Source organism: Paraeggerthella sp. Marseille-Q4926 (genome assembly GCF_916618935.1).
In the GTDB taxonomy this organism is placed as follows: Bacteria; Actinomycetota; Coriobacteriia; order Coriobacteriales; family Eggerthellaceae; genus Paraeggerthella; species Paraeggerthella hominis.
On the sequence record NZ_CAKAKF010000001.1, the window covers coordinates 399700 to 414377 of the forward strand.

Below are 14678 nucleotides of genomic sequence, written 5' to 3' on the forward strand. Positions count from 1 at the left end.
AGAGAGGTGCCGACGATGATCGGTCTTCAGTTGGCGCGCGTGGGTACGCGCTCCGTTCGAGAGAGGTCGAACACGCCTTTGTCAGCCGTTTCGGTTGCAAGCGTTTCGGAGAGATTTCTAGCTGTACTTCTGGCCGTGGCCCTGGTCGTGTCCCTGGTTCCCGGCATCGCCTGGGCGCAGCCGGGCGGTGCACACGTTTCGGTTGCTGAAGAGCGCGCTCTTGCCGGGTCTGGCGAATCGAGCGAGGGCGGTTCGACTGGGCCGATGGATTCGCTGGGCTCGGCGGACCGCACCGAGACCCTTTCGAATGCCGAAGCGGGCGAGCCTTTCGAGATCGGAGGAGGATCGACGGTCGATCGCGGGCTGGCTGGCGACGCGGTTCCCTCCGAGAACGCGTTGTCGAACGAGGATGGAAGCATCCAGCCCAGTGCTCTGGACTCTTTGGAGGAAACCGCATCGTCGGACTCTTCCGAACCCTCTTCCTCCCGGGCTGTTTCAAACGTCGACGGCGTACGCGTCAAAACCGCATCGGGTATGAACCTCCCCTCCAAGTTGGGCGCGGGTTTGGAGATCAAGGCATGGGCGTTCGTCGAAGAAGAGGATCCTTGGGGTTGGGGTACGGAAGAGGTTGAAGTCAGCGATTACGCTGGTATTTCGTTTCAGTGGTATCGGGGCGGTACGCAGGTTTCGTATGCACCAAACGCTTTAAGCTACAAGAATTACGCTCCGATTGATGGGGCAAATGCTCGGACGTACCTTTTGGCCGACGCCGACGCCGGCTCGTTCCTCGCCGTCAAGGTCACCTTGGCCAACGGCGTCGAAAAGTGGTCTTCTTCGTCAACTCCCAAGGTCACAGACGGCAAGGCAGACCTTGCATCGGTCGAGATCGAAGGTACGGCCAAGCAAGGTAACGCCCTTACGGCCATTGCGCATGATGCCGCGAGCGGAACTGCCGTGGAATCGGGCGTCGCGTATCGTTGGTTGGTCGGGGATGCGGTTGACGGCGAGTTCCACGAGCTTTCCGGAGCGCGGGGATCTTCGCTCGAGCTTACACCGTCAGAAGTTGGCAAGTACGTCAAGGTGGAGGCGTCGTCTCGCAACGAGGTCGTCTCTCCAGCGGTCGGTGCGGTGGTCGCGGCCGGTTCTGCGGAGAACGAGGCTCGCGTGGCCGCTGCGATCACGGCTCTCGAAAAAGATGGCTTGCGCGGGTACTATCCGAATCCGAAGTACGGTACGGACTCCAATCTCAACCGCATGATTGAATCGCGCCTGTCCGAACTCGGGTTCGACGGCGTGTCGACGCGCGTTTCGGCTGCGGCGTTCTCGGGAGTCGACCCGAAGCAGCAAGGCTCCGTCGATGTTTCCGAAGGTTCGGATAACGGCGCGATCACGTATTTCTTCCTGGCTCCCGATGCAAAGACGGTTTCGTTCGATTATTCGGTGTTGCGGCAGTTCAAACCTACCTATGCATTGACGTTTGGCGATGCGACGGGGTTCTATACGCCTTCGCGTGCATCGTCTTTGGCATGGGACGATGCTCGGGTTCTTGCGTATCTGGAAGGCCAAGCTGCTAACGTCTCCCTTGACGAGGGCATCAAGACGGGCTCGATACCCGCGTCGGTCCTCAAGGTAGGTCTTCCTACGGAGGTGCGCGTCGGATCCGCCAAGACGGCGACGATTAGCTGGTCGTCGTCTGATTCGGCGGTCGCGAAGATCGCGAACGGTTTTGACGGCGATTACAACCAGACTGCGACGGCGGTATTCTCGCATACGGCGGTTCCTCGGTCGGTTACGTTGACGGCGACGTACGAGTTGCAGGTTCCCGGTTACGGAAGCGGCCCCGGTGTTTCGTATCGAACGACTTTCGATATGGTGGTCGAGCAAAAATCGGGCGCTGAAGTCGATGATATCAAGAAGCAGCTTGCGAACGTGCTGAAACGGGCGAAGGTTGTCGATGCGGCATCGGGCGGCAGCGTTCAGGCGAGTGCTGTTGACGGCGATGTGAAGTTTTCGACACCGCGTTCGCTGGGCGTGGACGGCAAGGTGTACAAGCTATCCTACGTTTCAAGCGACGAGGATTTCTTGAAGGTCAACGGATACCGAGGCGTCGTGACGCGCTCCCTTGAAGGGGAGCCTATCCGTACGGTTGAGGTTTCAGCGAGTTTGACCTACGATGGCGTGACCGTCTCGAGGGAGCTGGGGGCCTATACGCTCAAGCCCGTGTCTTCTGACGAGCTGGAACAGGCCGTCGGATTCATGAACGACGTTGCGGCGGCGTACGGCCAGGCGCTTTTGGGGCAGAATGCTTCCGCTGACCAGGTGACGGTCGACCTCGATACGTTCATGGAGGTTAGTCGTGCAGCCGACGGCTCTCTTGCATGGGCTCGCTCTATTGACCAGATGACGGACCAGGGCATTGTCCCGGACGATATTCCCGGATACGACCCGATGGGTAGCCAAAAGTGGCGTACGTTCAGGTCGTCGGACGCCGGTGTGCTTGAAGATGAGATTCTGCGCGTCAACCGTCCTGACTACGATCGCCGCGTTGCGGTCGATTCGGTGCTCACCTACAAAGCGTACGAATCCCTGGCGGCTGCACATCCGGAAAACCGTGACCTGCAGTCGCTTGTGAAGCGGCCTGTTCAGGCGGAGTTCACGGTGGCGGGAACGAAGGGCCAGACGGATCCCTTCGTCACGGCGACGTGCTCCATCATAGGCATGGACAAGCACGGCAATCGTCAGACGTGGGCGGCAGCTGAGCCGTTCACGCTGGACAACGGCTCGAAGGCGTCCGGTTTGACCGAGGCGTTGCTGACTAAGACGGGGATTTCCGCCAACATCGATAGAAAATGGGGTTGGTACCTCGAATCCGTCACGTCTCCTTACGATGCGGGCCAGACGCTCGGTTGGGATGAGGCAACCGGAAGGTTCTGGCAGCTGTTCGTCAACGGGTCGCCCGTCACGATCGGCGCCAACGACTGGACGCTGCAGCCCGGCGATAGGGTGGCTTGGTGCTATTCGGCCTCCGGTGAGGAAGCGCCGTCCGATCGCCTGTCGGCGACGTGCTCGGTCATCGGCATCGATGCCGACGGCGCCGTCCAAACGTGGGTTGCCGACGTCGCGTATGCGATGCCGGAAGGTTCGACGGCGTCCAACCTGTCCGATCGATTGTTCGCCGATGCGGGGCTGAAGGTCAAGGTAGACGCTTCGCACGGCTGGTATCTGAGCGAAATCTCCTCGCCCTACGATGGCAGGGCCCTCGGTTGGGACGAAGCAACCGGAAGGTTCTGGCAGCTGTTCGTCAACGGGTCGCCCGCTACGGTGGGCGCCGGCGGGTACGAGTTGCATGCGGGCGATCAGGTTGCATGGTTCTATTCTGCCGATCGGGACGTGCTGCCTGGGCGCGTGGCTGCCGCATGCGAGGTCGTCGGTATGGATATTGCCGGGAATCCCCAGGTGTGGGCGTCGTCCACGCGCTACGCCATGGTCGAGGGCGCCACGGCGGCTGATTTGACCGACCAGCTGTTTGCCAGGACGGGGTTGAAGGCCACGGTCGATACCGAACGTGGCTGGTACCTGAAGGATCTGACCTCGCCATTCGACGGACGTGCCCTCGGATGGGATCAAGGTACGGGGAAGTATTGGCAGTTGTTCGTCAACGGCAGAGCCGCTTCGGTGGGAGCGAACGGTCTCAAGATCGATCCCGATGACAAGATCGTGTGGTACTACTCGGCTCGGGGATCGTCCTTGCCTGCTCCCGGGGATGTGGTCGTCAATCCCGATGCGCCTCGACCTGGCTACGATTCGTCCTGGCCTCAATTCGGAAGCGGGTCGGCGATCGTCAACGTTGCCACGCCTGCTGAATCGGCCGATTTGCTCTGGTCGTTTGACTACAAGGCTGCGACCTCGTCCGAGGGGGTGTCGGATCCCCTTATCGTGAACGGCCTCATGTACGTGGTGTCGGGCGGTTCTCTTATGAAGATCGACGTTGCCACGGGGAAGGTGACGGCATCTGCGAGCGTCGGAGGCGCGAATCGCTATTTCTGCCGTCCTGCTTATGCGGGCGGCGTGATCATCGTCCCGACCGACGATGGTCGCTTGGCTGCGTTCACCGCCGATGCGTTGACGTGCGTGTGGAGGACCGAAGCATTGGATACGAAGGGCGGGAAGATAAGCTACCAAGCTCTTTCCACGCTCACGGTGAACGGGGACTACGCGTACGCCGGGTTTACGCAGCCGGGCGGCGCGAATTCCACGGGCACGGCTGGCGCCCTTGCGTGCGTTCGCATCAGCGACGGTCGAGTGATGTGGGTAAACGAAGGCGATTCGTCGAACAGCGGAAAGCCCGAGGGCTACTATTGGGCGGGTGCTGCTGCATCCGGATCGGATATCGTGATCGGCGACGAATCGGGGGCGGTCGTTTTGATCGAGGGGGATACGGGCAAGGTGAAGTCTTCGGTCTCGCTTGGCGCCCCGTGTCGCTCGACCATTGTATCGGCTGGCGACGGGAGAACGTTGCTGGCCGTGACGAGCGACGGCGTGCTGCATAAGATCGTTCGCGAGGGCGATGCGCTCTCGGTTGCGGGCCGCGTTTCGTTTGCTCGATCCTCCACGTCGACGCCCATCGTGTCGAACGGCACGGTGTTCGTGTGCGGTGCGGATGCCGACGGCTACGGGACGCTGTCCTTGATCGATCTGGCCGGCATGCGCGTCGATCGCACGGTGGTCGGCGGCCTTGGCGCGGCGCAGGGTTCCCCGCTGGTGTCGGTCCAGGGCGACGGCACGTACGCGTACTTCACGTGCAACGGGTTGCCGGGCGGCGTGTACGCGTACCGGGTGGGCGATGCCGCCGCGTACGCTTTGTACACGCCTGCGGGGCCGCAGCAGAACTACTGCACGGCATCCGTCATTGCGGACGAAGAAGGCAATCTGTACTACACCAACGATGCCGGCGTCCTGTTCGCGCTCAAGGGTCGGGCTGGCTTTCGGGTGACATTCGATTCCACGGGCGGGTCTTTCGTGCCTTCCGCCATGGCGGTCGAGGACAAGCCCATCGTGCAGCCGGCTGATCCGTCGCGCGACGGGTACTCGTTCGGCGGATGGTTCGTCGATTCGGCGTGCACGCGAGCTTGGGATTTCGAAACGCCGGTCGATGGCGATATGACGTTGTACGCCCGATGGGTCGCGAACGCTCGCCCGGGCGGTGTTGGCGAATCGGGGAGCGGGCCGAATGGGACGTCGGGTTCCTTCCGGGCATCTTTTGGGGCGCCGGGTGCGGCTCATGCTCCGCTTATGCGGCAAGCATCTGGCAAAGCTGACGGGCAGGCCGGCAAGGTTGCCGAAGGGACCTCGTCCCTGAACGGGGCGTCCGGTTCAGGGAGCGCTCGGGTAGCGGAACCGAACGGCGAGGACGCTGCGGGCGCGGCTCGCAACGGCGTGAACCCTTGGGCTGCAGGAGGCCTTATGCTTGGCATGGTCGGTCTTGTAGGAGCTGTGGCTTACGGTGCCGTCGCGCGCCGCCGCACGAAGGGCGACGGCAATGCTTGACCAAGATAAGCTTTGCGACGAGGACGCGCGACGTGCGACAACTGCGGCTCGTACGGACGACAGCCAGGAGACGCGTTTTCAAGCGTCCGTTGCTCCTAGTCGAGCTGCCCTTTCTGTTCGGCAAAAGACCATCGCGGGCATCGTCGGCATTCTGTCGGTGCTTCTCATCGGATGCTCGGCGGTGTTTTTGTACGCATCTCCCGTCGATTCGTCCGCGCCTTCCTCCGATCCTGTATCGAGAGAGCAGAATGCAGGGCTTGTCGGTGATGCTGGTTCGGAGGGTTCCGCGCGCCAGAGCGAGGGATCGGGGGAAGGCCAGGGCGACGCTGCTTCTCCGGGTGAAACCTCCGAGGCCCCTGCTGCTCGAGAACCTGCTCTTGCAGAGGGGGCAGGGGCTTCGGCGGGAGGTTCGGATCTCTCGGGATCTTTCAAGGAAGAAGCTTCTGGAGGTGGTTCCAGCCAATCGGTCGTCACCGTTTCGGTATATGTGGATTCGTCGGTTGTGGGCAGCCCGGTATCGGGCGGTACCACGGCGACCTTTGCCCAAGGGGCAACGGTGTACGATGCGCTCATGGCATGCGGCTTTTCCGTCAATGCGTCGACGTCTCCGTTCGGCATATACGTGAGCGCCGTCGGCGGTCTGGCCGAGAAGGAGCATGGAGGAGGAAGCGGCTGGAAGTACTCGGTCAACGGCGAGGTTCTCATGATGGCGTGCGACAAGTACGCGCTGAACGACGGGGATGCCGTTTCGTGGTTCTACGTGACGGGTTGAGTTGATGGGTTTCAACCGGACGCCTTTCCTTCTTCGTTGAAGGGGCGTCCGGTTTCGTGTGCTATCCTAGCTGCTTCGGATGAGGGCGGCTCGGCGATCGAAAGGCGAGGTGGGGCATTGTTCAGTCGGAAGGTTTCGATCATTCTTGCGATCATCGCATTGGCTTCTGCGGTGCTTCTGGTCATCTCGCTGTTCTTCACGGTGGGCAAGTAAGGGTGCGAGCCTGGTGAAAAGAACGGCGTTCGACCTGTTCCATCCCGTGGTCGCGTTGGCGTACTTCGCTATCCTGCTCGTCATGAGCATGGCCGCGATGCAGCCCGTGTACCTTCTGGTGTCGCTTGCGGCCGCGCTCGCTCTTGGCGCGTCGCTGCGCGGCTCTCGTGCCGTCGCTCGCTCCCTTGCATGGCAGCTTCCTCTTGTCGTGGTCGTCGCGCTGGCGAACCCGTTGTTCTCGGCTTCCGGGTCCACCGAGCTGTTTCGCATCGGAGCGCGGGCGTTCTACCTGGAAAGCTTCGTGTACGGTGCGTGCATGGGCGTGATGCTGGCAAGCGTGCTGCTCACGTTCTCGAATGCTTCGCGCGTGTTGACGTCCGACAAGATCATGGCTTTGTTCGGCGGCGTCGTGCCCACGGTCGGGCTCATGCTGTCCATGACGGCGCGCCTGGTGCCCCAGTTCGTTCGCCGCGGAGGTGATATCGAAGGCGTTGCGCGCGCATGCACGGCCGCCCGTCCGATTGCGGCGACATCGCCCGATTCGACGAAAGGCGCGAGCCGCCGCCTTCGTTTTCGCGAGCACATGCGCTTGACTTCGGTTCTTATGGGGTGGAGCATGGAGGACTCGCTTGAAACCGCCGATGCCATGAAAGCGCGCGGTTGGGGCGCCGCCCCGAAGCGCACCACCTACGCGCGCTTTCGCTTCCGGCGCCTTGACGCATGCGCGCTCGCGTTCCTCGCGGTGGTTGGCGCAAGCGCCGCCGTTGCCGCCTGGGCGGCATGCGCTCAATTCAGGTTCTACCCGTCCATCGTCGGCTTCGCCTCGTGGTGGAGCTACGTCCCCTACGTACTGTTCGCGGCTTTGCCGCTGGCCATGGAAGCAAGGGAGCGGATTGTATGGAGATCGTAACCGATCAGCCCGCCGTCGAGGCGCGCGGGTTCTCCTTTTCGTATCCCGATGCCGCGGCATCGATCGGACCGCTTGATTGGCGGGTGTCCGAAGGGGCGTTCCAGCTGCTGGTCGGAGCGACCGGCAGCGGAAAGACCACGCTGTTGCGCTGCTTGAAGCAGGCTATCTCTCCTGTTGGGACGAAGGGCGGGGCGCTCAAAACGTTTGACATCCCCGTCGAGGACATGGACGCGTTCGCGGCGGCTTCGCGCGTGGGCTACGTTGCCCAAAGCCCCGAGAACCAGATCGTGTGCGACGCCGTGTGGCACGAGCTTGCCTTCGGGCTGGAAAACTTGGGCGTTTCGCAGGACCAGATGCGCCGTCGCGTGGCCGAGGTCGCGCATTTCTTCGGCATCGAGCCGTGGTTCCGGCGTCAGGTGTCCGAGCTTTCGGGAGGCCAGAAGCAGATGCTCACGCTGGCCAGCGTCCTTGCCATGCAGCCCCGGCTGCTGCTGCTCGACGAGCCGACGGCCCAGCTTGACCCGGTGGCGGAGAAGAACTTCCTGCACGCGCTTTTCCGCGTGAACCGCGAGTTGGGAATCACGGTGGTGGTTGCCACGCATGCGCCTGAATCCATGGCCTCGTACGCCACCGATGCCGTGGAGCTGCGCGACGGCCGGATAGAGGAGGTTTCGCTCGATCGCTTCGCGGCGCGGCCGCTTCGCCTTCCGGATGCTGGACGCGCCGTCGAAGCGGGGCGCCCGGCGCGCGCGGCCGATTCTGCCGTGGCGCTGAGCGACGTGCGCTGCCGCTACGGGCGCGACGCCGATTGGGTGCTGCGCGGCATGGACTTGAACGTGCGCCCGGGGCGCGTGCATGCGCTGGTGGGGGGGAACGGCAGCGGGAAGTCGACGCTGCTGCGCCTGGTCGCCGGCGTGCTGAAGCCCGAGCGGGGCAGCGTGATCAACCACCTGTCGTCCCGTCAGGCGCTTCTTCCGCAGGATCCGAAATCCCTGTTCGCGTGCGACAGCGTGGACGAAGAGCTGCGGGAGTGGCAAGGTTCGTGCGGATTCTCCGACGGCGACGTGTCCGCCGCGCTCGAGCGGTTCGGCCTGACGTCCTGCGCGGCAAGCCATCCGTACGACCTGTCGGGCGGGCAGCAGCAAAAGCTTGCGCTGGCCAAGCTTTTGCTGACCGATCCCGACTTGCTGCTGCTCGACGAGCCCACGAAGGGCCTTGACGCGCCGTCGAAGGCCGCGGTGGCTGAGGCGCTGCTCGATCGGGTTCGGGCGGGCGCGACGGTGCTTGTGGCCACGCACGATCTGGCCTTTGCGGCCCTTGTTGCCGACGAGGTCACCATGCTGTTCAACGGCGAGGATGCCTGCACGGAGCCTGCCGGTTCGTTTTTCGAGGGGAACCTGTTCTACCGACCTTCCGAGGACGCGTTCGCGCGCCTGTACGAAGGAGGGTCGCGATGAGCGCTTCGAAAGGGAAGGCGCATCGGGTGTTGGCGGCGCTCGAGGTTCCGGCCTTGGTTGCCGTTCCCTGCGCGCTTGCCGCGTGCGCGTATTTCGGCATCGAGCAGGGGGCGCTTTTGACCGTGGCGGTCGCCTGCGTTGCGGTCGCGGTGTTCTTCGCGGGGTTCGAGACGTCTCGTCCGCCGCTTCGCCAGGTCATGCCCACGGTAGTGCTGGCTGCGCTGGCGGCTGCGGGCCGCATCCTGTTCGCGCCCGTTCCCGACTTCAAGCCGGTTTCGGCCATTTGCATCCTTGCAGGGGCCGTGTTCGGTCGGCGCAGCGGCTTTCTGGTAGGCGCGCTGGCTGCGCTCGTGTCCAACTTCTTCTTCGGGCAAGGACCGTGGACGCCGTGGCAGATGTACGCGTGGGGCCTGGTCGGGTACGTGGCCGGCGTGCTGGCCGATCGGGGCTGGCTCGATCGGACGGCCGTGCTGTGCGCCTACGGGTTCGTTTCCTCTTTGGCGTACGGGCTCATCCTCAACAGCTGGTACGTTGTGGGCTTCGTCCATCCCGTGACGCTTCCCGCCGTGGCGGTCGCTTTCGCCGCTGCGCTTCCCTTCGACGTCACGCACGGCGTTGCCACGGTTGTGTTTCTGCTGGCGCTCTATGCGCCCTGGCGCAAGAAGCTTGAGCGCATCAAGCGCAAATACGCCCTGGTGGACGCTGGTTTCAGCACATCTCGTCCATCGTGATACAATGCAAGCTTCCCTAAGCGGCGGCTTCACCCTGAACAGCAAGGAAGTGTTTCCATGGCTCGAGGAACTGGCTCTTTCGACGATGCGGTTGCAGCGTTGCGGCGCGCAGACGCGATCGTCTTTCCCACGGACACGGTGTACGGGCTGGGCGTTGCCGTTGATGCGGCGCGCACGCCGGAGGTGCTCTACCGTTTGAAGGAGCGCGATCGCGGCAAGCCCATCGCGTGGCTGGTCGGCGGTGCGGACGACCTCGACCGGTACGGCGAAGGCGTTCCCGATCTAGCTCGTACGCTCGCGCGAATGTACTGGCCGGGCCCGCTCACCCTGATCGTGAAGGCGGCCGAGTGCGTCCCCGAAGCGTTCCGATCCGCCGAGGGGACCATCGGCTTGCGCATGCCCGACAACTCGGTTGCGCTCGAACTCATCGCTCAGGTCGGATGCCCTCTTGCCACTACGTCCGCGAATCTGTCGGGTTGCGCGTCGCCGTGCTCGTACGAAGCTATCGACCCTGCCTTGGCCGCGCGCGTGCGCGTGATCGTGGCGGACGAGAGCGACGCCGACAAAAGCGGCCTTGCCTCGACCGTCCTCGACTGCACGCGCGATCTGCCCGTCGTGGTGCGCGAAGGGGCCGTCACCGCCAAGGACGTTCGGAGCCTTCTTTAATCCGGGCATGTCTGCAACCTTGCGCCTCGTGCGCTTCGGTCCTCGTTTCCGCCCGCGCGAAACCCGGTCTTCACCCTTCTTGTTGCAGGATGGGTATAATGGAGGAAACTCCTGGGGAGGGGATACAGCATGGGAATCGAAACGACCGTCACGCCCGTGGGCTTTCTTTCGAACGACGAAACGTCCACCATCAAGGGCCTGGTCTGGAAAGCTTCCGAAACAAGGGGAAGCGCGCGCGTCGTCTCCTCTCCGCGCGGCATCGTGCAGATCGTGCACGGCATGGCCGAGCACGTGGAGCGCTACGACGAGTTCGCGCGCTACCTGGTAAGCCGCGGCTACGTGGTGTGCGCCGCCGACCACATCGGGCACGGCAAAAGCGCTCCCGATGCGGAAAGCCTGGGGCACATGCCCGTTGACGGCAAGGAAATCCTGATCGAGGACGTGCACGAGCTGCGCAAAACCGTCACCGCGCGCTACTCCCGTCAAACGCCCTACATCCTGTTCGGGCATTCCATGGGCAGCTTCATCGCCCGCGCCTACCTGGCGCGCCATGGCGAAGGCGTGGCGGCCGCCGTGCTGTGCGGCACCGGCCAGCAGCCGTACCTTCTCTCGAAAGCCGGCAACGCTTTGGCCCGGCTGATCGCGCGGTCGAAGGGGCCGCAGTATCGCAGCGCGTTTCTCGACGGCATGGGGGCGGGCGGCTTCGCCAAGAAGATCCGCAACCCCCGCACGCCTTACGACTGGCTGTCCACCGATCCCGCCGTCGTCGACGCCTTCTTGGCGGACGAGCTGTGCGGCGCCATGTTCTCGGTCGGCGCCTACGCCACGCTCACCGACCTCACGGGCGAGGTGGTCACCATGGCCTGCGCGTCGAAGGTTCCGAAAGATCTGCCCGTGCTGTTCGTCGCTGGCGCGCAGGACCCGGTGGGCGCGTGCGGCAAGGGCGTGCAGGCGGCCGCCGACCTGCTGCGCCGCGCGGGCGTCGAGGACGTGACGGCGACGTTGTACGAGGGCATGCGCCACGAGATACTGAACGAGCCCGGTCGGGCGCAGGTTTATGCCGAAGTAGCCGATTGGATGGAGGAGCACGCATGCGATCAACCTACGTCGTAGCGCTCGATCAGGGAACCACCTCGTCGCGCGCTATGCTCATCGACGGGCAGGGCGCCGTCGTCGATGCGGTGCAGAACTCGTTTCCCCAGTTGTACCCGCAGCCCGGTTGGGTGGAGCACGATCCGCGGGACATTCTGTCGTCGCAACTGGGGGCGTTCACCGAACTGCTCGTGTCGAACAACTTGGGTCCAGGCGACATCGCCTGCATCGGGATCACGAACCAGCGTGAAACCACGGTGGTGTGGAATCGCGAAACGGGAGAGCCGGTGTTCAACGCCATTGTGTGGCAATGCCGCCGCACAGCCCCCATCATCGACGAGCTGTGCGCCGACGCCGAGGTTGCGCGCGAGATCACGCGCAAGACCGGCCTGGTTCCCGATGCGTACTTCTCTGCAAGCAAGGTGAAATGGATCTTGGACAACGTGCCCGGCGCCCGCGAGGACGCCCGGGCCGGCAAGCTTGCTTTCGGCACGGTGGACAGCTGGCTTATCTGGGTGCTGACGCAGGGGCGGGTTCACGCCACCGACGTGACGAACGCCAGCCGCACCATGCTCTTCGACATCCACGAGATGCGCTGGGATCCCTGGCTGCTCGACCTGTTCGACGTGCCGGCCTCGATGCTTCCCGAGGTTCGTCCCTCTTCGGGCGACTTCGGCCGCACGGCCAACGCCGGCATTGCTCCGGGCATCCCCATCTGCGGCGTAGCGGGCGACCAGCAGGCGGCGCTCTTCGGCCAGTGCTGCTTCGAGCCCGGCCAGGCGAAGAACACGTACGGCACCGGGTGCTTTCTGCTCATGCACACGGGCGGCGAAGCGTGCGCGTCCTCGCACAACCTGATCACCACGGTTGCAGCGTCCGCGCCCGGCGCGCCGGGCCCCGAGTACGCGCTCGAAGGCAGCGTGTTCATGGCGGGCGCGCTCATGCAGTGGTTGCGCGACGAGCTGGGGCTGATCGAGAACGTGGGGGAGACCGCAGCTTTGGCGCGCAGCGTCGACAGCACGGGCGGCGTCTACATCGTGCCCGCCTTCACCGGGCTGGGCGCCCCGTACTGGGACGCCGATGCGCGCGGGGCCGTGTACGGGCTTACGCGCGGAACCACGCGGGCCCATTTCGTGCGTGCCGCGCTCGAATCCCTGGCCTATCAGGTGCACGATCTTGCGGTGGCCATGGAGGCCGACGCGGGCGTGCCCCTTTCCGTGCTCAACGTGGACGGCGGGGCCTCTGCGAACGATTTTCTCATGCAATTCCAGTCCGATGTGTTGCGCACGCCGCTGCGTCGACCGCAGAATGCGGAGACGACGGCGTTGGGCGCGGCTTACCTGGCCGGCTTGGCCGTCGGATTCTGGAGCGGAACTGAAGAGCTGCGCGGCTTGCGCGCGTCCGACAAGCGCTACGAGCCGTGCATCGAGGATGCGCGCCATGCGGTTTTGCTGGAGGGCTGGGCCAAGGCCGTCCGCCGCACGATGATGGATTAACGAAAGGGCTTACTACATGAAGATCAGCATCGCAAGCGATCACGCGGGATTCGAGCAGAAGCAGCAGCTCGTGGACTACCTGGCCTCGCAGGGCCATGACGTCGTCGACCGCGGCCCCGACACCGACGACCGCGTCGACTATCCCGATTATGCGGCGCTCGTCGCGCATGACGTCGTCGACGGCTTGGCCGAGCGCGGCGTGCTCGTATGCGGAACCGGCATCGGCATGGCCGTCGCCGCGAACAAGGTGGCGGGCGTCCGAGCTGCCAACATCGTGTCCCCCGAATTCGCCGCGCTGTGCCGCGAGCACAACGATGCGAACGTCATCACGCTGTCCGGTCGCTTCGTCGAGCCGGGCGTCAACCAGGCGATCCTCGACGCGTTCCTGTCCACCGCGTTCGGCGGCGGGCGCCATGCGGGTCGCGTGGAAAAGATCGCCGCTCTCGAGATCGGCTAGCTTGGCTGGATCTTACGCACGCCCGTTGTGCTAGCATAGCCCCGAAACAGCCCAGCGAAAGGAATACCATGGCTCTTTCCTACGTATCCCAAACCGATCCCGTCGTTGCGGACGCGCTCCGTCAAGAGCTTGCCCGCGAACGCGATTCCGTGGAGCTCATCGCGTCGGAGAACTTCACGTCTCCTGCCGTTATGGAGGCCGTGGGCAGCGTGCTCACGAACAAGTACGCCGAAGGCTACCCGCGCAAGCGCTACTACGGCGGCTGCGAGAAGGTCGACATCGTCGAGGACCTGGCGCGCGACCGCGCCTGCGAGTTGTTCGGCTGCCGGTTCGCCAACGTCCAGCCCCATTCCGGCGCGAACGCGAACCTTGCCGCATACTTCTCCATCATCAAGCCGGGCGACACCATCCTGGGCATGAGCTTGGACCAGGGCGGCCACCTTACGCACGGCAGCCCGGTGAACTTCTCGGGTCGCCTGTACCACGTGGAAGCGTACGGCGTCGATTCCGAAACCGAGACCATTGACTACGACGCCCTTGAGGCCAAGGCCAAGGAATGCCGTCCCCAGGTGATCGTCGGCGGCGCGAGCGCCTATCCGCGCGTCATCGATTTCGAGCGCATGGCCGCCATCGCCCACGAGGTGGGGGCGTACTTCATGGTGGACATGGCCCACATCGCCGGCCTGGTTGCCACGGGCGCGCATCCCAGCCCCGTGCCTCATGCCGACATCGTGACCTCCACCAGCCACAAAACGCTGCGCGGCCCGCGCGGCGGCTTCATCCTGACCAACGACGAAGAGCTGTACAAGAAGATCAACAGCGCCGTGTTCCCCGGTGCGCAGGGCGGTCCGCTCATGCACGTGATCGCCGGCAAGGCCGTGGCCTTCGGCGAGGCGCTGGCCCCTTCGTTCGCCGCGTACATCGACCAGGTGGTGGAGAACGCGCGCGTGCTCGGCCAGGGCATGATGGACGGCGGCTTGCGCCTGGTGTCCGGCGGCACCGACAACCATCTGTGCCTGGTCGATCTGACCGCGGCCGACGTCACGGGCAAGGACGCCGAGAAGCTGCTCGAAGGCGTGGGCTTGACGGTGAACAAGAACTCCATTCCTAACGAGCCGCGCAGCCCCTTCGTCACGAGCGGCATCCGCGTGGGCAGCGCTGCGGCCACCACGCGCGGCTTCACCGCCGACGATTTCTATCAGGTGGGCCAGCTTATCGCCGCAACCGTGTTCAACGCGGGCGACGAGGGCAAGCTCGCCGACATTCGCACGAAGGTGGAGGCCATGCTGGCCGCCCACCCGCTGTACCCGGAACTTACCTACTAGGAGCACGTACCC

The 14678-nt window shown here is 64.2% G+C and carries 10 protein-coding genes; all 10 read left to right on the forward strand.

The genetic code is table 11. The annotated features are described in order from the left end of the window. Positions 1 to 15: 15 nt before the first annotated feature. The 10 genes from LG373_RS01640 to glyA all read left to right on the forward strand — a co-directional run bounded on the left by LG373_RS01640 (position 16) and on the right by glyA (position 14666). The gene (locus LG373_RS01640; RefSeq protein ID WP_225748807.1) at positions 16 to 5547 is read left to right on the forward strand and encodes a DUF4430 domain-containing protein; all 5532 of its coding nucleotides are present in this window, start codon (positions 16 to 18) and stop codon (positions 5545 to 5547) included. Beyond that, positions 5540 to 6319: a DUF4430 domain-containing protein gene (locus tag LG373_RS01645; protein WP_114566784.1), complete on the forward strand. Its 780-nt coding sequence runs from the start codon at positions 5540 to 5542 to the stop codon at positions 6317 to 6319. The genes LG373_RS01640 and LG373_RS01645 overlap by 8 nt, the downstream gene beginning before the upstream one ends. 226 nt (positions 6320 to 6545) lie before the next feature. Next, the gene (locus tag LG373_RS01650; protein WP_114566785.1) at positions 6546 to 7442 is read left to right on the forward strand and encodes an energy-coupling factor transporter transmembrane component T; all 897 of its coding nucleotides are present in this window, start codon (positions 6546 to 6548) and stop codon (positions 7440 to 7442) included. Continuing rightward, positions 7430 to 8899 carry an ABC transporter ATP-binding protein gene (locus LG373_RS01655; protein ID WP_114566786.1) on the forward strand — a complete coding sequence of 490 codons (1470 nt, stop codon included), beginning with the start codon at positions 7430 to 7432 and terminating at the stop codon, positions 8897 to 8899. Before LG373_RS01650 ends, LG373_RS01655 begins: the two co-directional genes overlap by 13 nt. Next, complete coding sequence (locus LG373_RS01660) at positions 8896 to 9630, forward strand: ECF transporter S component (protein ID WP_114566787.1); 735 nt, start codon at positions 8896 to 8898, stop codon at positions 9628 to 9630. Before LG373_RS01655 ends, LG373_RS01660 begins: the two co-directional genes overlap by 4 nt. Before the next feature lie 57 nt (positions 9631 to 9687). Continuing rightward, positions 9688 to 10296 (forward strand): L-threonylcarbamoyladenylate synthase, encoded by a 609-nt coding sequence (locus LG373_RS01665; RefSeq protein ID WP_114566788.1) that lies wholly within the window; start codon positions 9688 to 9690, stop codon positions 10294 to 10296. A gap of 129 nt (positions 10297 to 10425) precedes the next feature. Then, the gene (locus LG373_RS01670; protein ID WP_114566789.1) at positions 10426 to 11409 is read left to right on the forward strand and encodes an alpha/beta hydrolase; all 984 of its coding nucleotides are present in this window, start codon (positions 10426 to 10428) and stop codon (positions 11407 to 11409) included. Next, positions 11388 to 12884, forward strand: coding sequence for a glycerol kinase GlpK (glpK, locus tag LG373_RS01675; protein WP_114566790.1), 1497 nt, complete (start codon positions 11388 to 11390; stop codon positions 12882 to 12884). The genes LG373_RS01670 and glpK overlap by 22 nt, the downstream gene beginning before the upstream one ends. 16 nt (positions 12885 to 12900) lie before the next feature. Further along, on the forward strand, positions 12901 to 13341 hold the full coding sequence (gene rpiB, locus LG373_RS01680) for a ribose 5-phosphate isomerase B (protein ID WP_114566791.1): 441 nt from the start codon (positions 12901 to 12903) through the stop codon (positions 13339 to 13341). A 68-nt stretch (positions 13342 to 13409) separates the two neighbouring features. After that, positions 13410 to 14666, forward strand: coding sequence for a serine hydroxymethyltransferase (gene glyA / locus LG373_RS01685; RefSeq protein ID WP_114566792.1), 1257 nt, complete (start codon positions 13410 to 13412; stop codon positions 14664 to 14666). Positions 14667 to 14678: the final 12 nt, after the last annotated feature.

Excerpts from the sequence above, each read along its gene's own strand:
- LG373_RS01640 (WP_225748807.1), top strand. The coding sequence starts at position 16 with ATGATCGGTCTTCAGTTGGCGCGCGTGGGTACGCGCTCCGTTCGAGAG.
- LG373_RS01665 (WP_114566788.1), top strand. The coding sequence starts at position 9,688 with ATGGCTCGAGGAACTGGCTCTTTCGACGATGCGGTTGCAGCGTTGCGG.
- LG373_RS01645 (WP_114566784.1), top strand. The coding sequence starts at position 5,540 with ATGCTTGACCAAGATAAGCTTTGCGACGAGGACGCGCGACGTGCGACA.
- LG373_RS01670 (WP_114566789.1), top strand. The coding sequence starts at position 10,426 with ATGGGAATCGAAACGACCGTCACGCCCGTGGGCTTTCTTTCGAACGAC.
- glyA (WP_114566792.1), top strand. The coding sequence starts at position 13,410 with ATGGCTCTTTCCTACGTATCCCAAACCGATCCCGTCGTTGCGGACGCG.
- LG373_RS01655 (WP_114566786.1), top strand. The coding sequence starts at position 7,430 with ATGGAGATCGTAACCGATCAGCCCGCCGTCGAGGCGCGCGGGTTCTCC.
- LG373_RS01660 (WP_114566787.1), top strand. The coding sequence starts at position 8,896 with ATGAGCGCTTCGAAAGGGAAGGCGCATCGGGTGTTGGCGGCGCTCGAG.
- rpiB (WP_114566791.1), top strand. The coding sequence starts at position 12,901 with ATGAAGATCAGCATCGCAAGCGATCACGCGGGATTCGAGCAGAAGCAG.
- glpK (WP_114566790.1), top strand. The coding sequence starts at position 11,388 with ATGCGATCAACCTACGTCGTAGCGCTCGATCAGGGAACCACCTCGTCG.